This window comes from Diaphorobacter sp. MNS-0 (assembly GCF_019602835.1).
Taxonomy (GTDB): Bacteria; Pseudomonadota; Gammaproteobacteria; order Burkholderiales; family Burkholderiaceae_C; genus Diaphorobacter; species Diaphorobacter nitroreducens.
In genome coordinates, this window is record NZ_CP080761.1 from 3,855,371 (window position 1) to 3,881,389 (window position 26,019).

Here is a 26,019-nt window from a genome sequence, read left to right on the forward strand (position 1 = left end):
CACAAGAAGGAAACGCCATGCGCATCAAGATCGTCCTGGGAGGCTGGCTGCTGGCCATCACCCTGGCCTGGCTCGCGGTACTGCCGCCCGAGCTGGGCGTCTCTCCCCTTGTGGATGCACAGGGGGCAGCCACTGGCTGGTGGCAGCTGCGCCAACAGGCGCTGTATCTCTCGGGCCTGTGGAGCATCGGCCTGATGGCATTGGCCATGGTGCTGGCGCTGCGCCTGCCCTGGCTGGAGCGTCCGCTGGGCGGCATGGACCAGGTCTACCGCCTGCACAAGTGGGCGGGCATCAGTGCGGCGCTGACGGCCATCCTGCACTGGGGCGCCGATGAATCCAGCGACTGGATCAAGGGCCTGTGGGGCCGCGCCGGCCGGCCGGCACGCGACGCCGTTCTGCCCTGGCTCACCGACGCCCGGGGCTTTGCCAAGGACCTGGGCGAGATGGCTTTTTACCTGCTGCTGGCCATGGTGGCCATCACGCTGCTGACCCGGCTGCTGGCCTACAAGCCGTGGCGCTTCCTGCACCGCGCCATGCCGCTGGTGTTTCTGGCGCTGGTCATTCACACGGTGGCGCTGATGCCGCTGGCCTTCTGGGCACTGCCGCTGGGCCTGCTCATGGGCACGCTGCTGGCGCTGGGCAGTCTGGCGGCGGTGTGGTCGCTGGCGGGCCGGATCGGCCGCTCGCGCAGCCACGCGGGGCGCATCCATGCCGTGCGTGTGCTGGGCGACGCAGGCCCGGCGGCGCCCATCGAGGTGGTCTGCGCCCTGCCCGCCAGCTGGCCGGGCCACCGCGCCGGGCAATTCGCCTTCGTGCGCTTCGACGCTGCGGAAGGCGCCCACCCCTTCACCATCGCCAGCGCTCCGGGCGCCCTGGGCGCCAGCGACCGTGGCGAGCCTCTGCTGCGCCTGGTCATCAAGCCCCTGGGCGACTACACACGCACCCTGGGCCAGCGCCTGCGGGCGGGGCAGCGCGTGGACATCGAAGGCCCCTATGGGCGCTTCGACGGCCAGGGCCGCCGCCGTTGCCGGCAGGTGTGGGTGGCGGGCGGCGTGGGCATCACGCCCTTCCTGGCGCTGCTGGAGGCGCGCCAGGGCGGCGCCGCGCCCCAAGCCTCCAACCTGCAGCCGGTGCACATGCACTACTGCACCCGCGACGCCGCCACCGACCCGCTGCTGCCCCGCCTGCGCACGCTGTGCGCGCAGGCCCAGCCGCCGGTCACCCTCACGGTGCATGGCGACGCCCAGGGCCAGCGCCTCAAGCCGCAGGACCTGGAGGCCATCGCCGGGCCGCTGGACATCTGGTTCTGCGGCCCCCAGGGCCTGGGCGATGCGCTGCATGTACACGCCAGCGGCCCCCGCCCGTGGCGCGTGCACCGCGAATCGTTTGCCATGCGCTGATCCCGGCGTTGATTTTTGAAAGGAGCTTTCCATGAAACCCGCACACCCGCTGCTGGCGCTGTGCCTGGCGGTGCCTGCACTGGCGTTCGCCCGGCCCGTCACGCTCACCACCCAGCTCAAGAACTACGGCGGCGACGGCGCCTATCTCGCCGTCTATCTCACCGACGCCCGGGGCGCCTACGCCCGCACGCTGTGGGTGGCTGGCGGCAAGGCCAAGTACCACAAGCACCTGGCGGACTGGAGCCGCCTGTCCGCTCCCGACCGCAGGCGCCTGCAGGGCGTGACCGGCGCCAGCGTGGGGCCGGGCCGCACGCTGGCCGTGACGGCCGACCTGGCCGACGCGCTGATCGACGCGGGCTACGAAATCCGCATCGACGCCGCCGCAGAAGACATGGACGACAGCCCCTCGGAAATCCGCGTGCCGCTCACCTCGGCCGGTGCGGGCAAGCCGCAGGCGGGGCGGGAATACATCCAGTCGTTCCGCTACCAGTGGCAGTAGGGCCGCACCCCATGCACCGGCTGACGCTGCACGGCCCCGCCATGGGCACGCGCTGGTCTGTCACCTGCGATGCGCCGCCGACCATCGACCGCCCGGCGCTGCAAGCCGCGCTGGCCGCCGCCGTGCAGCAGGTGGACGCGCAGATGTCGCCCTGGCTGCCGGGCAGCGCCCTCAACCGCCTGAACCACGCGCCGACGGACGCCTGGGTCACGCTGCCCGCTGAAATCATGGAGGTGCTGGCCTGCGCGCTCGACATCTGCCGCCTGAGCGCGGGCGCCTTCGACCCCGCCGTGGGCGCGCTGGTCAATGCCTGGGGCTTTGGCGCGGCGCGCGACGCGCCCGATGCGGCAGCCATCCGCGCCGCCAGCGCCGCAACCGCCGCGCGCCTGCCCACGCACGAGGTGCTGGAGCTGGATCGCGCCGCGCTGCGCGCCCGCAAGCACCTATCGCTGCGCACGCTGCTGCAGATCGACCTGTGCGGCATCGCCAAGGGCTACGCCGTGGATCGCATGGCCGCCGTGCTGCGCCAGCACGGCGTGCGCCACGCCCTGGCGGCGCTGGACGGCGAGCTGCGCGCCGTGGGCGGTCAGGCGGACGGCCAGCCCTGGGCCGTGGCCGTGGAAAGCCCCGAGGCCGGGCGCCGCGCCGTGCACAGCGTGCTGGAGCTGGACAACCTGGCCGTGGCCACCTCTGGCGACTACCGGCATTGCCTGGACGTGGGCGGCGCGCGCCTGGCGCACACCATGGACGCCCGCCGCGCCGCACCCGTGCGCAACGAGGTGGCCAGCGTCACCGTGCTGGCGCGCCAGGGCATGCACGCCGACGCCTGGGCCACGGCGCTGCTGGTGGCAGGCCCCGGCGAGGGGCTGGCGCTGGCGCGGCGCATGGGGCTGGAGGCGCTGTGGCTGCTGCGCCGGGGCGGTACGCTGGTATCTCTGGGGTCGGGCCGCCTTGGTGCAGACGGGTGCGCATAAACCTATGTGCCCACACTACGCCCGCTACGCCCCGCCAGGCTCCACGCCCTCCCAGGCGGCGGCCTGCAGGGCCGGGGGCAGCTCGCGGGCCAGTCCCTGGTGTTCGCGCTCGTGGTGGTGCTCCAGCACATGGCGCAGGGCGTGCGCCGCGTCCAGCAGCGCCAGCACCGCGTGGCGGCGTGCCTGCTCGTCCTGTGGCGGTTGCTGGGCCATGGCCTGCACTTTCAGCAGGTATTCGTCGGCCAGCAGCGCGATGCGGTCGTGCTCCACCAGATAGACCCGCGCGGCCCAGCGGGCGCCAGAGGGCACGTGGGGCAGCAGGCGGGTGTTCTCTATCTCGATGTGCTGCGCCAAGTCGGCGCGCCAGCGCTGCAGGCGCTGAAGCGCATGCCCGAAATCCGCGCCCACCACGTCCAGCAAATGGGCGTGCAGCTGGGCCTCCAGCTGCACATGCTGGTGTTCAAACAATCCGGGGGAGTCGCTGGTGTGCATGGATCGGGGGAGCGGCGCCCTCTCGGCGCCGTCAAGCTGGCGGGACATTCCTGGGACTTTAGGACATGTTCCCGCAGCCCGGCCTGATCATCGCCGCCACGGCCATGCACCATGGCCTGACGGTCGTGACGCGCGATACGGGCGGCTATGACAAGACAGGGGTGGCCTTGGTCAATCCTTGGCAGGAATTGGCATAGCCCCGTAGCTTCCGGCATGACCTGAAGGGGGCATGCGCAGTGCAAATAGGAAAGAGGAAAGAGGAAAGAGGAAAGAGGAAAGGCCTTGGTTTTTGACCAGGGCCTTTCGTTTTGTCTGCTACTCTTTCAGTAGCTATATGCGCAGGATATACAAGGGCTTGCGGCGATTTTCATGCAGAAATCGCCGCCGCCGTGCGTCAGGCGGGCAGCGCCACCAGCGGGTTGCCGAACATCGGGTCGTCCTTCTTCGAGGCCAGCGCCTTCGCCAGATCGAGGCCCAGCGCCTTGGCCACGCCTGCGCCGTAGGCCGGGTCGGCCGCGTTGCAGTTGCGGATGTGGCGGAACTTGATGAACTCGGGCGCGTCGCCCATGGCGCGGGCGGTGTTGCCGAACAGGGCTTCCTGCTGCGCGGGGCTCATCAGGCGGAACAGCTTGCCCGGCTGCTCGAAGTAGTTGCTGTCGTCCTCGTGGAAGCTCCAGTGCTTGGCTTCGCCGGTGATCTTCAGCGGCGGCTCGGCAAATTCGGGCTGGCCCTGCCACTGGCCGAAGCTGTTGGGCTCGTAGTGCGGCAGGCCGCCGTAGTTGCCATCGACACGGCCGGTGCCGTCGCGGTGGTTGCTGTGCACCGGGCAGCGCGCCTGGTTCACCGGAATCTGGTGGTAGTTGGCGCCCAGGCGGTAGCGCTGCGCGTCGGCGTAGTTGAACAGGCGCGCCTGCAGCATCTTGTCGGGGCTGGCGCCAATGCCGGGCACGAGGTTGCCGGGGGCGAAGGCGACCTGCTCGACGTCGGCAAAGAAGTTCTCGGGGTTCTTGTTCAGCTCGAACTCGCCGACCTCGATCAGCGGGTAGTCGCCCTTGTACCAGACCTTGGTCAGGTCGAACGGGTGCAGGTGGTACTTCTCGGCATCGGCCTCGGGCATGATCTGCACGTACATCTTCCACTTGGGGAAGTCGCCGCGCTCGATGGCCTCGTACAGGTCGCGCTGGTGGCTTTCGCGGTCCTTGCCGACCAGGGCCTCGGCCTCGGCGTCGGTCAGGTTCTTGATGCCCTGCTGGGTGCGGAAGTGCATCTTGACCCAGAAGCGCTCGCCGTCCTTGTTCCAGAAGCTGTAGGTGTGCGAGCTGAAGCCGTGCATGTGGCGGTAGCTGGCCGGAATGCCGCGGTCGCTCATGACCACGGTGACCTGGTGCAGCGCCTCGGGGATCAGCGTCCACCAGTCCCAGTTGTTGGTGGCGCTGCGCAGGTTGGTGCGCGGGTCGCGCTTGACGGCCTTGTTCAGGTCGGGGAACTGGCGCGCGTCGCGGATGAAGAACACCGGCGTGTTGTTGCCGACCATGTCCCAGTTGCCTTCCTCGGTGTAGAACTTCAGCGCGAAGCCGCGAATGTCGCGCTCGGCGTCGGCCGCGCCGCGCTCACCGGCCACGGTGGTGAAGCGGGCGAACATCTCGGTCTTCTTGCCCACCGTCTCGAAAATCTTGGCGCGGGAGTATTTGGTGATGTCGTTCGTCACGGTGAAGGTGCCGAAGGCGCCCGAGCCCTTGGCGTGCATGCGGCGCTCGGGGATGACTTCGCGCACGAAACCGGCCAGCTTCTCGTTCAGCCACACGTCCTGCGCCAGCAGCGGGCCGCGCGGGCCGGCCGTGAGGCTGTTGCGGTTGGTGGGCACGGGGGCGCCGAAGTCGGTCGTCAGGTGGGTGACGGGGCATTTCTTGCTGTCGTTGCTCATTGCGTACTCCTGCGTTGGGTGGGGAGGGGAAACTTGCGGCGAATGATAAGAAGACTCTGGGCGTTTGTGGAAACCAATAGTTCTTATGCCCGCGATAGCGATTTCGGATGGGCGGCCCGTGTTCTCACACGGCGGCCAGCCCCGCCGCATGGCCGCGCGTGAAGGCTTCCTCGAACACCGAATAGCCCGACCAGTCTGCATGCGCGAACAGCAGGCGCGGGGTGCCGGGCGTGGGCGGCATGGGCACGCGCTCTCCATTTGATAGCTGGTAGCGCTTGTTCGACAAGCGCGAGAGGCCGATTTTGCTCAAAAGCGCCTGCGTGCCCGGCACGGGCAGGGGCGTGGCGTGGCCGTAGCGCGTGACCTCCATGCGCGTGGCGCGCCCCTGCAGGTCGGGGTGGGGCGCGGACAGGGCGGCCAGGATGGCGCTGCGCCAGTGCGTCCAGGGCTGCTCGGCCAGCTGCTGGTGCGCGCCCGGCACGTCGCCCAGGGCCTGGTAGTAGGTCAGCACCGTGGGGCCGGGGCTGGCCGGGCGTGAATCCGGGCGTGAATCCGTGCGCGGGCGGCCCGCATGCACATAGCCCAGGCCGCCCGCCACCGGGTCGGCATGGAGCACGTTGTTCCAGGCGGGCGCGGCGCCGTCGCGCTCGGCCAGCGGCGCGTCGATGTGGATGTTGGCCACCAGCCAGGGCGCCCACTGTAGCTGGCGCGCGGCCTGGGTGAGGAAGTCCGGCGCGGGCCGCACCACGCGCGCGGCCACGTGCACCGGCAGCGCCACGATGCAGCGGCGCGCCTGCCAGCGCTCGATGCTGTCGCTGGCGTGCAGATAGACGTCCACCTCCACGCCCCGGCGCGTCTCGGCAATGCGCAGCACGCTGGCGCCGGTGCGCAGCTGGCCGCCCTGCGCCAGCGGCGCGGCCAGGCGCCGGGTCAGCCAGCCGTTGCCCTCGGGCCAGGCCAGCAGCTCCCCGGGCGGATCGACCCCCTCGCCGCCCTCGCCGGGCGCGCGGAAGCCGTGGCGGCTGGCGAAGTAGCGGATGCCCGCCCAGGCCGACACGCGCGCCGCGCCCGCGCCGTAGTCGTCGCGGCAGCAGTAGTCCAGGTACCAGCGCAGGTGGGCGTCGTCCAGCCCCTCCTGCGCCAGCCATGCCTCAAAAGTCATAGCGTCCAGCGATTGATGGACGGGGGCCAGCGCCCTGTTGGGCGCCCAGGTCTTGAGCACCGGCATGGCAAAGCGCGCGGCGCCCGCGAGTTCCGCCACGCGCGCGCCAAAGCGCCGGTACTGCGCCAGCGTGGCCTCGCCCACGCCCGCCACGGGCAGCAGGCCGTCCTGCCAGTGGCCCTGGAAAAACAGCCGCTCCTGCGGGCTGCGGGCCAGGTACTGCCCGGCCTCGCCGCCGTAGCGCCAGCGGCCGGCTTCGCGCTGGCGCAGGCCCAGCTCCTCCAGCAAGTCCTGCACCTCGCGCGCGTCGTCGCCGGGCACGGGCAGGCCGGGCGCGCCCAGCGGGCAGGCCAGGCCGCCCACGCTGCCCGCGCGGCTGTTGCCGCCGGGCTGGCCGTCCATCTCCATGCACTGGAAGTCATCCACCCCCGCCAGCCGCAGCGCGCGCGCCGCCGCCAGCCCCGCCACGCCGCCACCGGCAATCACCACCTGCGTGCGGCGCACGATGTCGGGCTGGTAGGGCGCGCCCTCGGCCAGCCGGTCGCGCAGCGCGTGGCCGCGCTCCATGGCGTCGCCGGTGTAGCCGCCCAGCAGGTCGGGCGCGGGCTTTTTCTCGCAGCCGGACAGCCACAGGCCCGCAGCCGCAGCGGCGCTGGCCTGCAGCCACTGGCGGCGGCGCGGGGACGAAGGGGGTGAGGATGGGCGGGGCATGAGCGGCATGGGCCGCCCAATGTACGGCATAGGGCTGACGAAGCTGGCCCGCCGGGCACCGGCCGCGCAGGGGAATCGGCGCGCAGTGACGCGGCGCGCAGACGGGGCTATGCCAGCGCCGCGTCCAGCTGCTGCGCCAGGCCGTCGATGGTCAGCCAGCCAAACACTGCCCGCCCGCCGCTGGCGCGTGCCCACAGCTCGCCCACCTGGCGCTTTTCGATCTCATACGGGTCGTTTTGCAGGTGCGCGCCCTTGAACTCCAGCAGCGCCACGCGCCCGTCCACCAGCTCGGCCACGAAGTCGGCATAAAACCGCCCGCGCGACGTGGGCAGGCCAAAGCCGCAGGGCGCGGTGTCCAGATTGCGCAGCCAGTGGCGCACGCGCGGGTGGCGGTCGATCAGCTGCGCGCATTGAAACTCCTGCCCGCCCTCCTTCAGATCGGCCAGCACCGGAAAGTAGTGCTTGCCGAACTGGTAGCGCCCGCCGTAGCGCGAGGCCTCGGGCGCGGGGTAACGGCCGGGCTCGAACACATGCGGGTGCGCCCAGTCGGGCTCGATCAGCCAGGGCGTGCCCTGGCCCTGGCCCAGCACCTGCTGCTGAAAGGCGCGCCGCGTGGCGGCGTCGCGCAGGTCGGCCACATGCGCCTCGATGGCGCGCGCCAGCCGGAACCGCGCCTGCGCCAGCACCACCAGCGGCACGCCGCAGCCGTGCAGCTGGTGGTTCACCACGGCGGCCAGCCAGGCGCGGCGTCGGCTCTGCGTGAGTCCAGCCAACTCCGGGGTCTTGAACAGGGACTGGTCCAGCCAGCCCACCAGGGTGTCGGCGGTGATGCTGCTGCTCTCCCAGTCCATCGCCATTTGCGCGCTGCCCGCGCGGCGCAGCGCCACGCGGGCGCCGTCCATGCCGATCTCGAAAATGTCCGACTCCTGCGCCGCCTGAAAGCTGGGCAGCTGCACCGCCTGCGGCGTGAGCAAGTCCAGCTCCACCGCCTCCAGCACGGCCTCGCGCTCCAGCGGCCACAGCGGGGCCTGCGCGTCAAGCCGGTAGCCCAGCGTGGGCAGCGGCGCAAACGGCACGTTGTGCGACGCGGGCGCGGCCTGCGTGGCCACCAGCGCGTTGTGCCGCGCCACCTTCTCGCGCACTTGCTCCTGCTTCTTGGCGCCGCGCACCTGGGCCAGCAGCAGCGCTTCGGTGTCCTGGCCGATGTGGCCGGTCACCACCACCTGCTGCACGCCGGCAATCGCCCGCTGCTGCACGCCAGGCAGGGCCAACAGCTTGGGTGAGGCGGCAATTGCTTCAAAATTTGTAGCTATTGGCGCTTGCTGGATGGGCGCTGGAGCCTGATTTTTCTCCAAATCGTTGTCCCACAGCGGCAGGCTGCTCGGTGGCGCGATCATGCTCGCCACATCCAGCGCCTCAAAACCCATGTGCTCGATCAGCCGATCCGCCAGCGCATGCGCGGCTTGTGAGAACTCCGCCGCGCACACATGGGCGTAGGCGCGGTTGAGCGCCTCGCGCCCCCGGCGCGCAGCGTAGGGCATGCGCAGCACGCGGCCCAGCAGTTGCTCCACCGCCGTGGCGCTGCTCAGTTTCTGCAGGCTGCACAGCACATAGGCAAACGGGCAGTCCCAGCCCTCGCGCAGCGCCTGCACGGTGATGACGTAGCGCACCGGGCAGTCGCGCGCCGCCAGGGGGATGTCATCCAGACCACGCTCCTTGCCGGTGGCCACGACCACCTGATGGGCCGGCAGCTTCAGTTCATCGACCAGATAATCGCGCAGCTTTTCGGGCGGCATTTCTTCGCCCGCGTTCTGGGCCTGAAAGAGCACGATGGGCCGCACATAGCCCGCGCCCGCCGCCTCGTCCTTCAGTGCCTCGGCCTCCAGCTTGCGCTGGGTTTGCACCGCGCCGAATACGGCGGCGGGCCAGCCCTCGGGGTGCTCGGCCAGTACGATGGGCAGCTTGATCATGTCCTCGGCCGCGAGCTCCTGCGCACTGACGTGGTACAGCACGTTGGTCTTGGCGGCAATGGGAGTGGCCGTCAGCTCCAGGATGAACGAGGGGTTGAGCCGCTGCAGCGCCGTGAAGCTCTTGTCCGTCTTGGCGGTGTGCGCCTCGTCCACGATGAGGAGGGGCTGGTGCAGCGCCAGCCAGTTGGCCAGGCTCCAGCGCGGCTGGCCCGCAAAGCCTGCCAGCACGCCGGTGGCGTCGCGCTCCACATCCTCGTGCGTCACCAGCGCGTCGGGCAGCTCGCGCAGGCGGCCCAGCGCCCGCTCGTCCACGCCCCTGAAATGCGGCTCGAAACTTTCTGAAAAGCTGTACACGTTGCGCTGGCCCGCATCCTCGATGCGAAAGCTCTGGATCGACGCCACCACCACGATGGCGTTGCGCCCCCACTCGGGCGGGGCAATCTGGGCCACGTCCTCCAACACGCACACGCGCAGCCCCTCACCGTAGGCATCGGCCAGCGCAGCGCGGTAGGGGTGGCCGGGCGTCTGCAAGGCCTTCAGCGTCTGCTGGCGGATGGCATCACTGGGCACCAGCCAGACGGTCACCGGCGCATCCACCGCCGCCCACTCGCGCGCCAAGAGCGGCACGGCATGCGCGGCCAGCACCGTCTTGCCACCGCCCGTGGGGATGCGCAGGCACACGCAGGGCAGATCGTCGCCAAACGCCCCCGCATGCCAGGGGCGGCCCGCCAGTTCGCTGAACGCACTCACGGGGCCCTTGACCCGCGCCGCGCGGGCAAAGGCGGCCAGAGTGTCGAGCGCGGCTTGCTGGTAGGTCTTGAGGGAGATGGGGGGCATGGATTGGGAAGGATTGGGGAGGATTGGGGTCAAAACCCCAATGCAAGCCATTGATTTGAAAGAAGCTTTCTAAGCGATCGAGGCAAGTTGTTTGGGTTTATTGGGGTTTATTGGGGTTTGTTTGTCGCGTCATCCGACACCAGCGCCCACAGGGCCGCCTTGGTGGGCCCTCCAATATTCCGGATACGCCCCTCTTTGGACATTTCCTTGAGCAAGGCCTTGATGTACGCCTTGCGCTGGGCCAGTTCCGGAATCCACAGTTGCAGCTTGGGCAAGAGCAGTTCATCAACTTTTGCACGCGGCTGCGGTCCCATGGCGAGCAACTTGCACACAGCGGCCTTGTAGTCGTCGGCGTCAGGGCGGCGCTGGTTCAGATACGCCACCTCCTGCCCCGTCGCCACAGCCAACTGAGCCGATATGTACAGCTTGGGGCTTCGCCCCTCAATCAAGCCCGCCCGCCGTAACTCCGCCACCTGCGCAGCATCGAGCTTGCGTTTTTTCTGCACCCGGTCGAGCCAAAGCACATGCTCGATGGGCAGGTCGGTGCGCTCCATCAACCAGTGGCTGTAGTTCTCGTCGATCTCCTGACCATAGACGTTGAAAACGGTGCGCAGAGGGGATGACCCTTCATAGTCCGGCAGCGGCAAGAAACGCCGCCGCTGCGCTAGCACCATGTCGTGGATGCCGAAGCCCACCTTGTCGATCATGCCCACTTCGGCCATGGCTTTGGCCAGGCGCTCGTTGCGGTAGCGCTCCGGCGTTCGCGCCCCGCTGGCGTACTCGTCGGGCTGTCCGTCAAAGAAACCGCCCAGGTTGATCATGCGCACCAGCCCGGCCGACTCCTCCACGACGACACGCCCACATTGTGCGTAATCTTGGTGCGCCAGGCAGTTGTGCAAACCTTCGAGCAACACAGTGTTCGTGTCGTAGCGCGGCAAAGTCACCGCCAAAAGTTCATTGGCCGGGAACAGCTTGATATTAGGGTTCCGCACGCGCAACGCTACCTCGGTAGTGGTGAGCAAAAACGGCGGGTGGAAATGCTCTGCCACCCTTTCGGCAGCCACCTTCCAGGTGATCTCGACGGGATGAGGCGAAAGCAGTGCCATGGCGCTTTCGCGGCGCCCCAGCAGCAGCAAGCCAGCACGCGTAATCCGCCCGTGGATCGTCAAGCCAATCTTGTCTAAGAGCTTCTCGGCGCTCCACTGCGACACCTGCGCAGCCCAGGGTTCGCGTTGGTGTTTCTCAAAGTATTTTTCGCGCGCCTTGGCAATAGCGGCTTCGTCAAGGTCGTCCAGCGTGGCATCGGGAACCACGGCCGCACTCCAATCCTCGCCCGCTAGATTCTCAGCCAAGATGGCACGCCGCCGTTCTTCGCGAAGTTCCACCAGGCTGTCGCCATCGCGCTGCCATGCTTTATCGTGCGCTAGCACCAGTTCGCGCGGAGCATGGCGCGGCACGTGCACCAGCCACACCACTGCGCCCGTATCCCCTGCGCGCAGTTCCTGCACATGCAGCCCCATTGACGGCAAGCCAGGCGTTTTGCCCAACACCCGGTGCACCACGTTCTCCGCGGTGTAACCGGCAAAATCCCGAATGCCGGTCGGTGTGAGCGTTTTGTCCTGTGCTCCAATCACCACGCAGCCACCGTCCATATTGGCTAAGGCACTGATGTAGGACACCAAGTCATCGCCCTTGCGCCCCGAGATGTTCGACTTGAGTGAATGCCATTCTTTCCACTCGTGGCGTTCGTTCTCACGGGGAAACTGGGCACGCAACCAGCGCTGAAGTTCTGCCGCTGTGTCGAATTCCTGCATGGCATTCACCTCGCCTTCACGTCATACGGAATGTGCTTGAACGTCACCCGCGCACGCGCCAGCGTCTCGGGGCCCAGGCGGTTGGCCTCGCCATAGACCACCAGCGGGGCGTCGGGATGGGGCGTAGCGGCGTGCAGTTGCAAGAGTGCATCGAGGACGGCGCGCGTGAGCACATTGCCGCTGGCCGGGCGCTTGTCGCCCAGGATGCCGTTGAAGAGCAGGTAGTAGGCCGTGCGGCTGCGCAGCACCAGCTCGGGAGGCTCGGTTTCAGGTGGAATTGCGGCCTCGGGTGCATCAGGCAAGCGCGAGAGGCTATCAAAAACAGAGTGCGTACCGAGCCAGGGCGTGCCCGCCTGGCCGTTGGCGGAGTCGAAGGCGGTGCCCGTCTCCTGTTGCCAGACAAAAGCCGCCAGCGTGGCGAAGCGTACCTCGGGGTGGATGCAGCCTTGTGCGTCAAAAACGGGAGCACCCAGGCGGGCGAAGCGAAAGCCGCCGCCGCCCTGCCAGCCCACCGCCTGGCTGATGCCGCCCTGCTCGCCCGCTACCACCTTCTCCAGCCGGGGCAGGCAGTGCGTGGCGGCGTGTTCGCCCATCTCAATGCCGATCCAGCGGCGGCCCATCTTGTGCGCCACGGCGGCGGTGGTGCCGGAGCCGAGGAAGCTGTCGAGAACCAGGTCGCCGGGGTTGGTGGCGATCTCGAATACTCGCTCCAGCAGTTGTTCTGGTTTTACAGTGTCGAACTGCTCTGCGTCTGGCAGCAGCTCACGCTGATGAGCTTTGGCTTGTCTACTCGTCTTTACGTCGAGAAGAATAGTCGGGTGCGGTCGTACAGGGGTTGCTGGAGCAAACTCGCGAATGTATGGAATCCAAATTGCCAATCCATTTCGTTCGCGTTGCTTCCATATCAGCCGTCCCTCGTTACGTGCTTCATCAATGCCTCTTTGGCTATGGGACCATCGGGCCTCACGTCCGTCGTCGTGGACAGGCCATACCGGGGTACCGTCTGGAGCGTCGAGTCTGAAATACATCGAAGGTCGGTCACTTCGAAGGCTGTTCTTGCCATTCTTTTTCAGCAAGCGGTCACGACATCGGCGACCTTGTTCATCGACGATCCCATAGGCTTCTACAAGTGACTCAGCTTTTTTTTTCTGGAAAACGGTTTCCTTGGCATTCCGCGCATAGCTCAGCAAAAATTCGTGATCGGGAGTAATTGCCGGTTTGTTGTCGTTGGGGCTATCGACTTTTTGCCATACAAAAGTCGCCACAAAATTCCGCCGCCCAAACACCTCATCCATCAACACCTTGAGGTAATGCCCTTCGTTGTCGTCGATAGTCACCCAGATCGATCCGTCCTCGCTCAGCAACTCACGCAGCAGTTGCAGGCGCGGCAACATCATCGACAGCCACTGGCTGTGCTCCAGGTTGTCGTCGTAGTGCTCGAACGCGCTTTGCGTGTTGTACGGCGGGTCGATGAAGATGCACTTCACCTTGCCCCGGTAAAACGGCAGCAGTGCCTTGAGCGCTTCGAGGTTGTCGCCCTGAATCAGCAGGTTGTCATGGGCTTGGTGCTGGTTCCCGTGGGTTGAAACGGTGTCCAGCAGCCGGTAGGGCACCTGGGCGGCGGTGGTGAAGGCGGTGGAGCGGTTGAGCCAGTCGAGGGTGGGCATATCAGGCAGTCAAAGGCCCGCAGCGGGGGGCGCAAGGCAAGCCCGCTATTGTGGTGCAGGCATTGCCCGGCCCGAGCCTTCAGTGAATGGCCGCCGCCACGATGATGCTGATGCCCAGGCACATGGCGGCCACCACCATCGCCAGGGCGCGGTTCTGCTTTTCCACGATCTCGGCCCACAGGTCGGTGGGCGTGATCTTGTCGATCAGCCAGAAGCACAGCCAGAAGATGACCACGCCGATCAGCGCGTAGAGGATGGACCCGAGGAAGGCCGCGGGCCGAAGCCATTCGATTCCCATCATGGCGTTTGCTCCTTGGAAGGGTTGAGAGAAGAAGGTGTCACAAAAGTCGTCACTTGTGGCCGCCGCCCGTGCTGTAGCCACCGAACGAGCCACCCGAGCTGCGGTAGTACCCGCCTGAAGAGCCCGAGCAGTTGCTCATGAGCACCAGCAGGATGATCAGCACGATGAGGATCACGATCACCGTGCCGCAGCCGATGCCAGAGCCCGCGGCGACGGGCCCCGCGTCCTGGCGGCGGAACAGCGCCGCCTTGTCGCCCAGCTTGAAGGCCTGGGCGACTGCGCTGGAGTCCATGCGCTGGCCGTGCGACCAGGTGACCTCGCTGCGCGACTGCTCGCGCGACAGCAGGCCCTTGCCGTTCACGGCGGCAAAGTCGCTGTTGCTGGTCTTCTGGCCGCGTTCCACGGGCCAGTAGAACTCGCCCGCCACATAGTTGGTCTCGGCCTGGTAGGTGGAGGTCAGGCGGTACTGCGTGCCCAGGTAGGTGGCGGCGGGCGCGCCCGGCTTGTGCTGCGGCGCGCCCGTGGCGGGGCGCACCAGGCTCCAGCCATCGCTGGCGTCCACCAGGAACAGGAAGCCCCGCTGGCGGTGGTACAGCAGGTACTCCTCCCAGCCGAAGTGCTCGTCATCCCCGGGCTCCACGCCCGTGCGGTGCTGAAAGCCCACCACCTGCCATGGCGCGCCCTCGAACTGTCCCACGCTGCCCAGCGGGATCAGCGGTTGCACCGGTTCGTACTGTGCGGCATGGCGCAGCTCGCCACCCAAACCCGCGCTCAGGTCGATCAGGCTGTGGCACGACGGGCAGGTGCAGCTCTTGGTGCTGGACAGCTGCACCTGCACCGGCGCGCCGCAATGGGGGCAGCTCAACTGGCGGCCCTTTTCCTCCTTGGCGGACTCGTCCTTCAGGCCCTGGAACTGCAGATCCTCCAGCCGCACCGCCCGGCCGCGCTGCACCTGGGGGGGCTGGGTGCCGTAGTCGATGGAGAGCACCTCGCCGTCGGCCGAGCGCAGCTCCACCACCTGGAACGGCGTGCCCAGCGGCGGCAGCTTCGGCACCTCGCCCTCGGCCGCGACGAGTTGTGCGCGCACATTGGCCGCCACGCTGAACGGCTGGCCGGCCACGGCCGTGGTCATGCCGACGCGAAAGCGCTCGGCTTCGGGCAATTCCCGCCCCAGCGTGGCCGGGCGGGTGAAGACATAGGCGCCGTTGTCCTCGCTGAGCGTGGCGGTGCTGCCGTCCTGCAGGAAGGCAACCCACTCGGTCCAGCGGCCTTCCTCGCCCTGGTATTGCAGGCGGCCGATCAGCGTGAACGGCAGCGTCTGGCCGTCCAGCGCGATGCGTCCGCTGGCCATGAGCTGCAGCGGGCTGTGGTCGTCGAAGACCTCGGCCATGCGGCCCAGGCGCTGCAGCACCTCGCCGCTGCGCACCACGGTGCTGTGGCAGTAGGCGCAGATGGCATGGGTGGATTGCGCGCTCTTGAATTCGACCGGCGCGCCGCAGCCCGGGCAGGGCGCGCGGTAGGTCCGCTGGGTGCCGCTGTCGGCCATGCGTCGTGGATCTAAGGTGTTTTTGGCCTCCAGTGCTTGTGTGGCAAGCGCTGGCAGCTACTAAAAAGAGAGTGTACGCGCGTCAGATGAGCTTCTTGAGCAGCTCCGCCTTCTTCGCGTCGAACTCCTCCTGCGTGAGGATGCCCTTGGACTTGAGCTCGCCGAGCTTCTCCAGCGTGGCCATCACTTCCTCGGGCCGCACACCCACCGGCGCGGCGACAGGCGCGGCCTGCGGGGCCGATGGCGCAGCGCCGCCCTGCAGGCCCTGTTGCAGGTTCTGCGCCAGCACCTGGCCCAGCGCCACACCGGCGCCCAGGCCCATGGCGTCGCCCGCCACGCTGCCGCCACCGTTTCCACCACCCGCTGCGCCTTCGGCGAACTTCGGGATGGCCTGCGCCGTCTGGTACTGCATGAACTTGCCCATGTCGTTGCCGACCATGCCCATGCCGATCTTCTGGTCGAGGATCTTCTGCAGCTCTTCGGGCAGCGAGACGTTCTGCACCGTCATCGATTCGAGCTTCAGGCCGATCTTGGCGAACGCGGGCTGCAGTTCGTGCGCCAGCGCGTCGGCAAACATCACCTGGTTGGCCGCGAGGTCGAGGAACGGCAGGCCGCTGCCCGCGATGGCGTTGCTGATGTTCTGCAGCACCAGGCCGCGCAGCTGGCCCTCCAGGTCCGCCGAGGAGTAGGACTCGCGCGTGCCCGAGATCTCGGTGTGGAACAGCTTCGGGTCCGCGATGCGGTACGCATAGTTGCCGAAGGCGCGCAGGCGCACCGCGCCGAAGTCCTTGTCGCGGATGGTGATGGGCTGGGGCGTTCCCCACTTCTGGTCCACCTGCTGGCGCGTGCTGAAGAAGTACACGTCGCTCTTGAACGGCGACTGGAACAGCTTGTCCCAGTTCTTCAGGTAGGTCAGCACCGGCAGCGTCTGCGTGGTCAGCTTGTAGGTGCCGGGGCCGAACACGTCGGCCACCTGGCCTTCGTTGACGAACACCGCCATCTGCGACTCGCGCACCACCAGCGTGCCGCCGTTCTGGATTTCCATCCCCTCCATCGGGAAGCGCCAGGCCAGCGTGCCATCGCCGTCCTCGGTCCACTGGAGGATGTCGATGAACTGCTTCTTGATGAAGTCCATGAGGGCCATGCGGTGCTCCCGTTCGGGTCGGTTGAGAGGTTGAAAAAAGAGAGCGGCCATCATATCCGCGGCGATTCGACAGTTTCTATCTGCAACTTAGCCACGAACAATTGGCCAAACCAAATGCGAATGACTAGCATTCTCCACATACCGCTACAGGAGAACACCATGTCCCGCATCCGCATCGCCGCCCGCCACAACCTGCCCACGCTGGCCAAGACCGGCAGCTATTACGTGATCCACATCTGCGTGGCCGCCCTGGTGGCGTATGCCGTCACGGGCAATCTGATTGCGTCGCTCACCCTCAGCCTGCTGGAGCCCACGGTGCAGGCTGTGGCCTTCTTCTTCCATGAAAAGGCCTGGGAGCGCGCCCGCCAGCGCCGCGAGGCACAGGCACACGCCCCTGCGGAGGCCGCCCATGCGCATGCCGCCTGAGACCCCGGCCCACCTGGGGTCGGAGTCGTTTACCGACTGGCTGGCACAGCAACTCGCGCACCTCGCCCGGGCCGCATGATGGGCTAGCGGGTTGCGATTGCTCTTATTTACGTAGCTATTAGCGCTTGCCAGATAAGCGCCAGAGGCACTTTTCATCTAGGGCCTGTTCACACTATTTTTGCCAGATGCGTTGCGATCAAAAAGGGCCAGGCGCAAGGCGCCAAACGAAGCTGGGGTGCTACCCCAGCGAGGCTTGGCAACGCCGCGAATGGCCCTTTTTGATCGCAACCCGGAGGGAACGGAGTGAAAACCACGCCATTCGTCGTTGCCCTCCTAGCCAAGGCCCCGGCCTTGGCGTCGTCACGCGCCTAGATTGGCGCGGTTTTCACGCCATTCGCACTGGCAAAAATAGTGTGAACAGGCCCTAAACCGACAGCGTCAGGCCCGCACGTCCAGCAACGCGCCCGCCATCTCGTCGGCGCGGCGCAACACCAGCAGGTTGGCCTGGAAGGCATAGGTGGCACTGATCTGCTCCACGGCCTCCGCTTCCAGCGCCACGCCGGGCGCGGCCGCAGGCGCTGCCACGCGCGCCTGCACGCCGCCCGGCGCCGGTGCGGCCTGCTGGTCCACCGTCTGGCGCCGAAAGCCCGGGGTGTTCAGGTTGGCCACGTTGTGGGCACTGCTGTCCAGGCGCAGCTGCGCGGCCTGCAGGCCGGATTGGGCGATGGCGGCAAGGGTGGTCATATGCCTTGCATTATCGGCAGCGCGGCCCGGCGCTTGAGCGACCCGGGCGGGCCGTCAGACCCCATGCGCCTGCAGCAGGCAGCGCTGCAGCAGTTGCGCGGCCCGGCTGGGCGCGGGTGAGCGGCGCACCAGGCTGACGAAGCGGCAGTCGTAGCGGAACAGCGCGGGCCGCACGGGCTGCATGCGGCCCTGGCGCTCGAAGCTCTCGGCATAGTGGTCGGGCAGAAAGCCCAGAAAGCGCCCCGACAGCACCAGCGTGGCGATGGACTCCTGGTCAAACCCCGTGGCCGCGCGCGTCAGGCGCGCCTCGTGGCTCAGCTCCATGTTGGGCGAGTGGTAGCCCAGCCCCGCGAACGGGTAGCGGCGCACGGCGTCCCAGTCCAGATCGTCGTGGGGTGCGCCGAACAGCGGGTGGCCCGCGCCGCAATACAGCAGCATGGTCTCGCCGAACAGGTCTGAATAGACCAGGCTCTGCGAGCTGCGGTGGGCGGGGATGATGCCCACCTGGAAGCTGCCGTCGATCACGCCGCGCTCGATGGCGTTGATCGACCCCACATGCAGCTGCAGCTGCACGTCGGGCGCTTCCGCCGTAAAAGTGGCGATGGCGTCGCCGATGCGCGCGGCCGGGTTGCTCGCCGTCTTGTCGAACACCGCCACAGCGAGTTGTCCGCCCATGCGGTCGTGGATGTCGTCGATGCTGCCCAGAAAGCCGCGCACCGAGGCCAGCAGGCGCAGCGTCTCCTCATAGACCCGCTGTCCCTCGGGCGTGAGCGCAAAGCCCGCGCGCCCGCGCCGGCACAGCGTCAGGCCCAGGCGCGTCTCCAGGTCCTTCACATGGCGGCTCACGGTGCTGGTGCCGATGTTCAGCTCCAGCTCGGCCGCGGCCATGCCGCCGCACTCGACCACGGCCTTGAACACCTGCAGCAGGCGCAGGTCCATGTCGGACAGCTGCCCCAGCACGGCGCGCGGACGGCGGGCGTTTTTTACTTGCATGGATTGCTAAGTGAATGTGGATATTTGTTGCTTCAACGGATTATTACCGTGACCAACAATGCGCGCATTCCCTTCAGGAGATCGCCATGAGCTTCGCCGTCATTGACCCCAACCCCGCAGCCGCCGTACGCACCGACGCCGCCTGGCTGGAAGCCCACTGGATGCCCTTCACCGGCAACCGCAACTTCAAGGCCCAGCCGCGCATGATCGTGAGCGGCCAGGGCGCCTACTACACCGACGCCGAAGGGCGCAAGATTTTTGACGGCCTCTCGGGCCTGTGGTGCTCGGGCCTGGGCCACGGCCGCACGGAGGTGGCCCAGGCCATCGGCCGCGCCGCCGCCACGCTGGACTACGCGCCGGCCTTCCAGTTCGGCCACCCCGCGTCGTTCGCGCTGGCCAACAAGCTCAAGGAACTGACGCCCGCCGGGCTGGACTATGTGTTCTTCACCGGCTCCGGCTCCGAGTCGGCCGACACCTCACTCAAGATGGCGCGCGCCTACTGGCGTGCCAAGGGCCAGGGCACCAAGACGCGCCTGATCGGCCGCGAGAAGGGCTACCACGGCGTGAACTACGGTGGCATCTCGGTCGGCGGCATCGTGGGCAACCGCAAGCTGTTCGGCCAGGGCGTGGAGGCGGACCACATTCCCCACACCCAGCCGCCGGCCGGCACCTTCCAGAAGGGCATGGCCGAGGACGGCGGCCGCGCGCTGGCCGACAAGCTGCTCGACGTGATCGCGCTGCACGACGCGAGCAACATCGCTGCGGTGATCGTGGAGCCCTTCTCGGGCTCGGCCGGCGTGGTGATCCCGCCGAAGGGCTACCTGGAGCGCATCCGCGAGATCTGCACGCAGAACAACATCCTGCTGATTTTTGACGAGGTCATCACCGGCTTTGGCCGCTGCGGCACCTGGACCGGGGCGGAGGCCTTTGGCGTGACGCCCGACATCCTGAACTTCGCCAAGCAGGTGACCAATGGCGCCCAGCCCCTGGGCGGCGTGATCGCCACCAAGGAGATCTACGACACCTTCATGGCGCAGGGCGGCCCCGAGTACATGCTGGAGTTCCCGCACGGCTACACCTACTCGGCCCACCCCGTGGCCTGCGCGGCGGGCAACGCGGTGCTCGACATACTGCAAAAGGAAGACATGCCCGGCCGCGTGAAGGCGCTGGCGCCCTACTTCGAGAACGCCGTACACGGCCTGAAAGGCGCCAAGCACGTGGCCGACATCCGCAACTACGGCCTGGCCGCCGGCATCACCATCAGCGCCCTGCCCGGCGAACCCGCCAAGCGCCCCTACGAGATCGCCATGAAGTGCTGGGACAAGGGCTTCTACGTGCGCTACGGTGGCGACACCATCCAGCTCGCCCCCCCGTTCATCAGCACCCAGGCCGAGATCGACCGACTGGTCAGCGCCCTGGGCGACGCTCTGCACGAGACCGCTTGAACTCCTGTTTTGATAGCTGCTGGCGCTTGATGGATAAGCGCTAGAGCCCGTTTTAGCTTAGAACATCATGCACCACGACAAGAACGTCACCACCACCGTCGGCCACCTGATCGATGGCAAGCTTGTTGCCGACACCGAGCGCACGCAGCCCGTGTTCAATCCCGCCACCGGCCAATCGACCACCAGCGTGGCGCTGGCGAGCCAGGCCACGGTGGAAGCCGCCATTGCTTCGGCCGAGGCCGCCTTCCCCGCCTGGCGCAACACGCCGCCGCTCAAGCGCGCGCGCGTCTTAGCCAAGCTGAAGGTGCTGCTCGAAGAAAACGCCGACAAGATCGCCGCCCTGATCACCGCCGAGCACGGCAAGGTGTTGGCCGACGCGCACGGCGAGCTGCAGCGCGGCATCGAGAACGTGGAATACGCCAGCTACGCGCCCGAGCTGCTCAAGGGCGAGCACAGCCGCAACGTGGGCCCCGGCATCGACTCGTGGAGCGAGTTCCAGGCACTGGGCATCACCGCCGGCATCACGCCCTTCAACTTCCCGGCCATGGTGCCGCTGTGGATGTGGCCCATGGCCGTGGCCTGCGGCAACACCTTCGTGCTCAAGCCCTCCGAGCGCGACCCCTCGTCCACCCTGTTCATCGCCCAGCTCGCGCTGGAAGCCGGCCTGCCGCCCGGCGTGCTCAACGTGGTCAACGGCGACAAGCTGGCCGTGGACACGCTGCTGCAAGACCCGCGCGTCAAGGCCGTGAGCTTCGTCGGCTCCACGCCCATCGCCGAATACATCTACGCCGAAGGCTGCAAGCACGGCAAGCGCGTGCAGGCCCTGGGCGGCGCCAAGAACCATGCGGTGCTGATGCCCGACGCCGATGTGGACAACGCCGTGAGCGCGCTGATGGGCGCGGCCTATGGATCTTGCGGCGAGCGCTGCATGGCCATCCCCCTGCTGGTGGCCGTGGGCGACGAAGTGGGTGACGCCGTGATCGCCGGCCTGAAGACCGAGATCGCCAAGATGAAGGTGGGCCCCGGCACCGACAACAGCAACGACATGGGCCCGCTGGTGACCAAGCCGCACTTCGAGAAAGTGAAGGCCTATGTGGACAGCGGCGTGGCCGAGGGCGCCACGCTGGTGGTGGATGGCCGTGGCGTGAAGGTGGCGGGCCACGAGGAAGGCTACTTCCTGGGCGCCTGCCTGTTCGACAACGTCAAGCCCGGCATGAAGATCTACCAGGAAGAAATCTTCGGCCCCGTGCTCGGCGTGGTGCGCGTGAAGACGCTGCAGGAAGCCATGCAGCTCATCAACGACCACGAATACGGCAACGGCACCTGCATCTTCACGCGCGACGGCGAAGCCGCCCGCTACTTCACCGACCACATCCAGGTCGGCATGGTGGGCGTGAATGTGCCGCTGCCCGTGCCGGTGGCCTACCACTCGTTCGGCGGCTGGAAGCGCAGCCTGTTCGGCGACCTGCACGCCTATGGGCCGGATGCCGTGCGCTTCTACACCAAGCGCAAGACGATCACCCAGCGCTGGCCCTCGGCCGGCGTACGCGAGGGGGCGGTGTTCAGCTTCCCGAGCAGCCGCTGACGGCACGGCGGGGGTTGAGAAATGCGGCTGCTGGGCAGGCGTCGGCATCGCTATTACAGTTGTTCACAACAATTTGTCTGCCCATGAAGCTGCCCCCCGATCCCTCTTCCCGCAGCAGCGTGCATTGGACCGTGCGCATGAACCGGCGCGATCGCACGATCTTCTACCCGTTGCTTTTTCTGGCGCTGGGTTCGCATCTGCTCGTCACCGACGCGCCAGGATGGACGTGGGTGTTGCTGGCCTTGAACTACCTGGTCTTTCCCCAGGCCGCCTACTGGCGGGCACGACACGCGGTCGACCCGCTGCGCGCAGAAATGCAGAACCTGGACACCGACGTCGTCCTGTTTGGCCTGTGGGCTGGCATCCTGGGCTTCCCGCTGTGGATCACCTTCATGCTGGTCGCATCGGGCTGCATCAACGTCGTGGTCTTCCACGGCGCCCGAGGGGGTATTCGCCTCGTTGTGGGAATTGCCACCGGCGTTGCACTGGCGACGATAGTGGCCCCGCTGACGTAGAAGCCCGACACGGACCTGCGCACCTCCCTGCTCTGCATAACGGCCATGGGGCTGTATCTGTTCGCATTCGCCAGCGATGGCTATCACCGCGCCATAGCCCAGCACAGGGTGCATGCGCAGTTGCGCAAACAGTTCGAGGAAATCCAGTCGCTGCAGGTCCAGTTGAGCGAACAAGCCCTGCGCGACCCACTGACCGGGCTGTCCAACCGCCGCCAACTGGACACCGTGTTGGCGGCCACGCTGGAACGCTGCCGCAGCGAAGGACAGCCGCTGTCGCTGTTGCTGCTCGACATCGACCATTTCAAGAGCATCAACGATGCACATGGCCATAGCACCGGCGACCTGGTGCTGCAGGCAATGGCGCAGTTGCTGCTGCAGCATGTGCGCCCCGAGGACGCAGCCTGCCGCCTGGGAGGCGAGGAGTTCGTGGTGGTGCTCGACAACACCCCACTGGCCGTGGCGATCGAGCGCGCACAGGAACTGCGGCGGGCTTTCGAAGCGCTGCGTATCCGTGCTCCAAGCGCGGAATTGACTGCCACCCTGTCCTGCAGCGTGGCGGCCTTCCCGGACCAAGGCGATACGCCCCAGGCGCTCATCGCTTGCGCCGACCAGGCGATGTACGCCGCCCAACAGGCCGGCCGCAATCGCGTGACCAGTAGTGCCAGGCCTCCCACCGAGCAAACGGCGGACAGCACGTTGATGGCCTGAGCCGTCGGGCATACAAGGTCCGATCGCAACCTGCGGTAAAACTGTTTCACCCACATACGCATGTCTGCGTACCAGGGTTTCCACGCAAGCCTCCCCTACAATCGCGGCCCCTCAGAGCCTGTTTGCGCTCCTTTCCTGCTTCGCAGCCCTTGAAGGCCGGCAGGCGATCGCGGCAGGCTCGCGATCAGCTGACAACCCGCCCCGGCGGTTCGGGCGCGGCGTCAGCCCCCTGACTTTTGAGCTGGAGACGCCTCAATGCCCGATACCCCCGCGGCCCCCCCCACGTCCGACAAGCGCGCCCTGCTGCGTCGTGCCGCACTCGAATATCACGAGTTTCCCCAGCCCGGCAAGATCACGATTGCTGCGACCAAGCAGATGGTCAATCAGCATGACTTGGCACTGGCCTATTCCCCCGGCGTGGCCGCGCCCTGCGAAGAGATCGTCAAGGACCCCGCCGCTGCCTTTCGCTACACCGCCCGCGGCAACCTGGTCGGCGTGGTGACCAACGGCACGGCCGTGCTGGGCCTGGGCGATATCGGCCCGCTGGCCGGCAAGCCGGTGATGGAAGGCAAGGGCGTCCTGTTCAAGAAGTTCTCGGGCATCGATGTGTTCGACATCGAGATCAACGAGAAGGACCCGGACAAGCTCATCGAGATCATTGCCTCGCTGGAGCCCACGTTCGGCGGCATCAACCTGGAAGACATCAAGGCCCCAGACTGCTTCTACATCGAGCGCAAGCTGCGCGAGCGCATGAGCATTCCGGTGTTCCATGACGATCAGCACGGCACGGCCATCGTCGTGGGCGCCGCCATCCTCAACGGCCTGAAGGTGGCCGGCAAGGACCCCAAGAAGATCAAGCTCGTGACCTCGGGCGCCGGCGCGGCCGCGTTGGCCTGCCTGGGCCTGCTGGTCAAGCTGGGCATTCCACGGGAAAACATCTGGGTGACCGACCTGGCCGGCGTGGTCTACGAAGGACGCACCGAGCTCATGGACGAGGACAAGGTGCAATACGCCCAGAAGACGTCCGCCCGCACGCTGGCGGAGGTGATCGAGGGTGCCGACGTGTTCCTTGGCCTGTCGGCCGGCGGCGTGCTCAAGCAAGACATGGTCCGCAAAATGAACGCGCGCCCGCTGATCTTCGCGCTGGCCAACCCCAACCCCGAGATCTCGCCCGAAGACGTGAAGGCGGTCCGCGACGACGCCATCATCGCCACCGGCCGCACCGACCATCCGAACCAGGTCAACAACGTCCTGTGCTTCCCGTACATCTTCCGCGGCGCGCTGGACTGCGGCGCCACGACGATCACCACCGAGATGGAGATCGCCGCCGTTCATGCCATCGCCGAGCTGGCCCAGGCCGAGCAGAGCGAAGTGGTGGCTGCCGCCTATGTCGGCGAGCCGCTGGCCTTCGGCCCGGACTACCTGATTCCCAAGCCGTTCGACCCGCGCCTGATGATGAAGATCGCACCGGCGGTGGCGCAGGCCGCGGCCGACAGCGGCGTGGCCCAGCGCCCCGTGGCCGACATGGACGCCTACCGCGACCATCTGCAGACCTTCGTCTACGCCTCCGGCACGACGATGAAGCCGATCTTCACGGCGGCCAAGGTGGCTCCCAAGAAGCGCGTAGCCTTCTCCGAGGGCGAGGAAGAGCGCGTGCTGCGCGCCGCGCAGATCGTGGTGGACGAGAAGATCGCGCGCCCCACGCTCATCGGCCGCCCGGCCATCATCGCCCAGCGCATCGAGAAATTCGGCTTGCGCCTGAAAGAGGGCCAGGACTACGACGTGGTCAACGTGGAGCAGGACCACCGCTACCGCGACTTCTGGCAAACCTACCACCGCATGACCGAGCGCAAGGGCGTGACGGTGCCCATCGCCAAGATCGAGATGCGCCGGCGCCTGACGCTGATCGGCTCGATGCTGTTGCACAAGGGCGAGGTCGACGGCCTGATCTGCGGCACCTGGGGCCACACATCGCACCATCTGCAGTACATCGACCAGGTGATCGGCAAGCGCGCCGGCGTGAACACCTACGCCTGCATGAACGGCCTGCTACTGCCCGATCGCCAGGTGTTCGTGGTGGACACCCATGTGAACTACGACCCCACGGCCGAGCAGCTCGCCGAGATCACCATCATGGCGGCCGAGGAGATGATGCGCTTCGGCATCAAGCCCAAGGCAGCGTTGCTGTCGCACTCCAACTTCGGGTCCAGCAACCAACCCAGCGCGGTGAAGATGCGCCAGACGCTGGACCTGCTGCGCGTACAGGCGCCCTGGCTGGAGGTGGACGGCGAAATGCACGGCGACGTGGCGCTGGACGGCAAGGCCCGCTCGGCCCTCATGCCCCATGGCACGCTGGCGGGCGACGCCAACCTGCTGGTCATGCCCAACATCGACGCGGCCAACATCTCCTACAACCTGCTCAAGACCGCCGCTGGCGGCAATATCGCCATTGGCCCGGTGCTGCTGGGCGCGGCTGAGCCGGTGCACATTCTCACCGCCAGCGCCACGGTGCGCCGCATCGTCAATATGACCGCCCTCACCGTGGCGGATGCCAACGCGGCCCGATAACGGCCATGACAAGCGCCGCTCTACGAGTGGGCGCTGACAATTGCCCTTCGTTCCTGCCCATTTTTTGGGCAGGCGCTTGCCTTATGTGCGCCTTTTTGTCACACTAGCGGGTCGAAATTTCGGGTTAACCCGTAGTTTCTGAAAGGTGTAGTGGATGTTGCAGGCTGTCGCCATCCGGGCGTATAAGGCAATGGGGGCGTGCGTTCTGGGTGCTGCGGTCACGCTTGCGCCCGTGGTGGTGTCCGCGCGGCAGCTCCCTGACACTGCCGCCAATCCTCCCATCTCGCTGGCTGAGCTCCCCCCGCAGGGGCGGGCCACCTATGCGCTGATCCATGAGGGTGGGCCGTTCCCGTACGACAAGGATGGTTCGGTATTCGGCAACCGCGAGCGTCTGCTCCCCCTGAAGAAACGCGGCTATTACCGCGAATACACGGTGCGCACGCCCGGCGTGCGCCACCGGGGAGCGCGGCGCATCGTGTGCGGGGGCGCTCCCCGCACACCGGACGCCTGCTATTTCACCAGCGACCATTACGCGAGCTTTCGAGAAATCAGGGAATGAACGCCAGGAATGCCCCTTGCGGCAAATCCCCTGGC

The 26,019-nt window shown here is 67.1% G+C and carries 22 protein-coding genes; 11 read left to right on the forward strand and 11 right to left on the reverse strand.

All coding sequences use genetic code 11. The features are described from left to right. The first annotated feature begins 17 nt into the window (after positions 1–17). From K2L43_RS18225 to K2L43_RS18235, 3 genes are read left to right on the forward strand one after another with little or no spacing between them, the layout of a single operon-like run. A complete protein-coding gene (locus tag K2L43_RS18225; protein ID WP_220638195.1) occupies positions 18–1,400 on the forward strand; it encodes a ferric reductase-like transmembrane domain-containing protein in 1,383 nt (460 codons plus the stop codon). Between the two features lie 31 nt (positions 1,401–1,431). Next, complete coding sequence (locus K2L43_RS18230; RefSeq protein ID WP_220638196.1) at positions 1,432–1,899, forward strand: DUF2271 domain-containing protein; 468 nt, start codon at positions 1,432–1,434, stop codon at positions 1,897–1,899. 11 nt (positions 1,900–1,910) lie between these two features. Next, positions 1,911–2,873 (forward strand): FAD:protein FMN transferase, encoded by a 963-nt coding sequence (locus K2L43_RS18235; protein WP_220638197.1) that lies wholly within the window; start codon positions 1,911–1,913, stop codon positions 2,871–2,873. Between the two features lie 24 nt (positions 2,874–2,897). On the opposite strand, the gene K2L43_RS18240 is transcribed toward K2L43_RS18235, so the two are convergent. After that, the gene (locus tag K2L43_RS18240; RefSeq protein WP_220638198.1) at positions 2,898–3,365 is read right to left on the reverse strand and encodes a hypothetical protein; all 468 of its coding nucleotides are present in this window, start codon (positions 3,363–3,365) and stop codon (positions 2,898–2,900) included. Between the two features lie 65 nt (positions 3,366–3,430). On the opposite strand from K2L43_RS18240, the gene K2L43_RS19130 reads away from it, so the two are divergent. Further along, the gene (locus K2L43_RS19130; RefSeq protein WP_255580492.1) at positions 3,431–3,562 is read left to right on the forward strand and encodes a hypothetical protein; all 132 of its coding nucleotides are present in this window, start codon (positions 3,431–3,433) and stop codon (positions 3,560–3,562) included. Between the two features lie 197 nt (positions 3,563–3,759). On the opposite strand, the gene K2L43_RS18245 is transcribed toward K2L43_RS19130, so the two are convergent. The 8 genes from K2L43_RS18245 to K2L43_RS18280 form a co-directional block, all read right to left on the reverse strand. Next, positions 3,760–5,289 (reverse strand): catalase, encoded by a 1,530-nt coding sequence (locus K2L43_RS18245; RefSeq protein ID WP_220638199.1) that lies wholly within the window; start codon positions 5,287–5,289, stop codon positions 3,760–3,762. Positions 5,290–5,413: 124 nt separating this feature from the next. Then, positions 5,414–7,162 (reverse strand): FAD-dependent oxidoreductase, encoded by a 1,749-nt coding sequence (locus tag K2L43_RS18250; protein ID WP_255580493.1) that lies wholly within the window; start codon positions 7,160–7,162, stop codon positions 5,414–5,416. A 107-nt stretch (positions 7,163–7,269) separates the two neighbouring features. After that, positions 7,270–9,969 (reverse strand): DEAD/DEAH box helicase family protein, encoded by a 2,700-nt coding sequence (locus K2L43_RS18255; RefSeq protein WP_220638201.1) that lies wholly within the window; start codon positions 9,967–9,969, stop codon positions 7,270–7,272. A 107-nt stretch (positions 9,970–10,076) separates the two neighbouring features. Beyond that, positions 10,077–11,783: an RNA-binding domain-containing protein gene (locus tag K2L43_RS18260; RefSeq protein WP_047349266.1), complete on the reverse strand. Its 1,707-nt coding sequence runs from the start codon at positions 11,781–11,783 to the stop codon at positions 10,077–10,079. Positions 11,784–11,788: 5 nt separating this feature from the next. After that, positions 11,789–13,450 (reverse strand): site-specific DNA-methyltransferase, encoded by a 1,662-nt coding sequence (locus tag K2L43_RS18265; RefSeq protein WP_220638202.1) that lies wholly within the window; start codon positions 13,448–13,450, stop codon positions 11,789–11,791. A gap of 79 nt (positions 13,451–13,529) precedes the next feature. Then, complete coding sequence (locus K2L43_RS18270; RefSeq protein WP_015914656.1) at positions 13,530–13,751, reverse strand: DUF350 domain-containing protein; 222 nt, start codon at positions 13,749–13,751, stop codon at positions 13,530–13,532. Positions 13,752–13,800: 49 nt separating this feature from the next. Further along, a complete protein-coding gene (locus K2L43_RS18275) occupies positions 13,801–15,297 on the reverse strand; it encodes a DUF4178 domain-containing protein (RefSeq protein ID WP_220638203.1) in 1,497 nt (498 codons plus the stop codon). A gap of 82 nt (positions 15,298–15,379) precedes the next feature. Beyond that, positions 15,380–16,441 carry an SPFH domain-containing protein gene (locus tag K2L43_RS18280; protein WP_220638204.1) on the reverse strand — a complete coding sequence of 354 codons (1,062 nt, stop codon included), beginning with the start codon at positions 16,439–16,441 and terminating at the stop codon, positions 15,380–15,382. A 159-nt stretch (positions 16,442–16,600) separates the two neighbouring features. Between K2L43_RS18280 and K2L43_RS18285 the strand changes: the two genes are divergently transcribed. Then, positions 16,601–16,867 carry a DUF2061 domain-containing protein gene (locus K2L43_RS18285; protein WP_011807179.1) on the forward strand — a complete coding sequence of 89 codons (267 nt, stop codon included), beginning with the start codon at positions 16,601–16,603 and terminating at the stop codon, positions 16,865–16,867. A 438-nt stretch (positions 16,868–17,305) separates the two neighbouring features. Here K2L43_RS18285 and K2L43_RS18290 read toward each other — a convergent pair whose 3' ends face one another. Continuing rightward, a complete protein-coding gene (locus tag K2L43_RS18290) occupies positions 17,306–17,611 on the reverse strand; it encodes a flagellar basal body protein (RefSeq protein ID WP_011807180.1) in 306 nt (101 codons plus the stop codon). Positions 17,612–17,665: 54 nt separating this feature from the next. Further along, complete coding sequence (locus K2L43_RS18295) at positions 17,666–18,604, reverse strand: LysR family transcriptional regulator (protein ID WP_220638205.1); 939 nt, start codon at positions 18,602–18,604, stop codon at positions 17,666–17,668. 86 nt (positions 18,605–18,690) lie between these two features. On the opposite strand from K2L43_RS18295, the gene K2L43_RS18300 reads away from it, so the two are divergent. The 6 genes from K2L43_RS18300 (at position 18,691) to K2L43_RS18320 (ending at position 25,984) form a co-directional block, all read left to right on the forward strand. After that, positions 18,691–20,049: an aspartate aminotransferase family protein gene (locus K2L43_RS18300; protein ID WP_047349237.1), complete on the forward strand. Its 1,359-nt coding sequence runs from the start codon at positions 18,691–18,693 to the stop codon at positions 20,047–20,049. A 67-nt stretch (positions 20,050–20,116) separates the two neighbouring features. Beyond that, entirely contained in the window at positions 20,117–21,634 is a 1,518-nt protein-coding gene (locus tag K2L43_RS18305; RefSeq protein WP_220638206.1) for a CoA-acylating methylmalonate-semialdehyde dehydrogenase, read from the forward strand. Between the two features lie 83 nt (positions 21,635–21,717). After that, positions 21,718–22,149 carry an MASE2 domain-containing protein gene (locus K2L43_RS19135; RefSeq protein WP_255580494.1) on the forward strand — a complete coding sequence of 144 codons (432 nt, stop codon included), beginning with the start codon at positions 21,718–21,720 and terminating at the stop codon, positions 22,147–22,149. A gap of 45 nt (positions 22,150–22,194) precedes the next feature. Beyond that, positions 22,195–22,857 (forward strand): GGDEF domain-containing protein, encoded by a 663-nt coding sequence (locus K2L43_RS19140; protein WP_255580495.1) that lies wholly within the window; start codon positions 22,195–22,197, stop codon positions 22,855–22,857. 255 nt (positions 22,858–23,112) lie between these two features. Next, positions 23,113–25,425, forward strand: coding sequence for an NADP-dependent malic enzyme (locus tag K2L43_RS18315; RefSeq protein WP_047349234.1), 2,313 nt, complete (start codon positions 23,113–23,115; stop codon positions 25,423–25,425). Positions 25,426–25,579: 154 nt separating this feature from the next. After that, positions 25,580–25,984, forward strand: coding sequence for a ribonuclease domain-containing protein (locus K2L43_RS18320; RefSeq protein ID WP_011807185.1), 405 nt, complete (start codon positions 25,580–25,582; stop codon positions 25,982–25,984). Positions 25,985–26,019 lie beyond the last annotated feature (35 nt).

Coding starts and splice junctions, on each gene's coding strand:
- K2L43_RS18280 (WP_220638204.1), bottom strand. CDS start 16,441: ATGGCCCTCATGGACTTCATCAAGAAGCAGTTCATCGACATCCTCCAG.
- K2L43_RS18235 (WP_220638197.1), top strand. CDS start 1,911: ATGCACCGGCTGACGCTGCACGGCCCCGCCATGGGCACGCGCTGGTCT.
- K2L43_RS19135 (WP_255580494.1), top strand. CDS start 21,718: ATGAAGCTGCCCCCCGATCCCTCTTCCCGCAGCAGCGTGCATTGGACC.
- K2L43_RS18225 (WP_220638195.1), top strand. CDS start 18: ATGCGCATCAAGATCGTCCTGGGAGGCTGGCTGCTGGCCATCACCCTG.
- K2L43_RS18305 (WP_220638206.1), top strand. CDS start 20,117: ATGCACCACGACAAGAACGTCACCACCACCGTCGGCCACCTGATCGAT.
- K2L43_RS18250 (WP_255580493.1), bottom strand. CDS start 7,162: ATGCCCCGCCCATCCTCACCCCCTTCGTCCCCGCGCCGCCGCCAGTGG.
- K2L43_RS18260 (WP_047349266.1), bottom strand. CDS start 11,783: ATGCAGGAATTCGACACAGCGGCAGAACTTCAGCGCTGGTTGCGTGCC.
- K2L43_RS19140 (WP_255580495.1), top strand. CDS start 22,195: ATGGGGCTGTATCTGTTCGCATTCGCCAGCGATGGCTATCACCGCGCC.
- K2L43_RS18230 (WP_220638196.1), top strand. CDS start 1,432: ATGAAACCCGCACACCCGCTGCTGGCGCTGTGCCTGGCGGTGCCTGCA.
- K2L43_RS18295 (WP_220638205.1), bottom strand. CDS start 18,604: ATGCAAGTAAAAAACGCCCGCCGTCCGCGCGCCGTGCTGGGGCAGCTG.
- K2L43_RS18285 (WP_011807179.1), top strand. CDS start 16,601: ATGTCCCGCATCCGCATCGCCGCCCGCCACAACCTGCCCACGCTGGCC.
- K2L43_RS18315 (WP_047349234.1), top strand. CDS start 23,113: ATGCCCGATACCCCCGCGGCCCCCCCCACGTCCGACAAGCGCGCCCTG.
- K2L43_RS18290 (WP_011807180.1), bottom strand. CDS start 17,611: ATGACCACCCTTGCCGCCATCGCCCAATCCGGCCTGCAGGCCGCGCAG.
- K2L43_RS18270 (WP_015914656.1), bottom strand. CDS start 13,751: ATGATGGGAATCGAATGGCTTCGGCCCGCGGCCTTCCTCGGGTCCATC.
- K2L43_RS18275 (WP_220638203.1), bottom strand. CDS start 15,297: ATGGCCGACAGCGGCACCCAGCGGACCTACCGCGCGCCCTGCCCGGGC.
- K2L43_RS19130 (WP_255580492.1), top strand. CDS start 3,431: ATGTTCCCGCAGCCCGGCCTGATCATCGCCGCCACGGCCATGCACCAT.
- K2L43_RS18300 (WP_047349237.1), top strand. CDS start 18,691: ATGAGCTTCGCCGTCATTGACCCCAACCCCGCAGCCGCCGTACGCACC.
- K2L43_RS18320 (WP_011807185.1), top strand. CDS start 25,580: ATGTTGCAGGCTGTCGCCATCCGGGCGTATAAGGCAATGGGGGCGTGC.
- K2L43_RS18240 (WP_220638198.1), bottom strand. CDS start 3,365: ATGCACACCAGCGACTCCCCCGGATTGTTTGAACACCAGCATGTGCAG.
- K2L43_RS18245 (WP_220638199.1), bottom strand. CDS start 5,289: ATGAGCAACGACAGCAAGAAATGCCCCGTCACCCACCTGACGACCGAC.
- K2L43_RS18265 (WP_220638202.1), bottom strand. CDS start 13,450: ATGCCCACCCTCGACTGGCTCAACCGCTCCACCGCCTTCACCACCGCC.
- K2L43_RS18255 (WP_220638201.1), bottom strand. CDS start 9,969: ATGCCCCCCATCTCCCTCAAGACCTACCAGCAAGCCGCGCTCGACACT.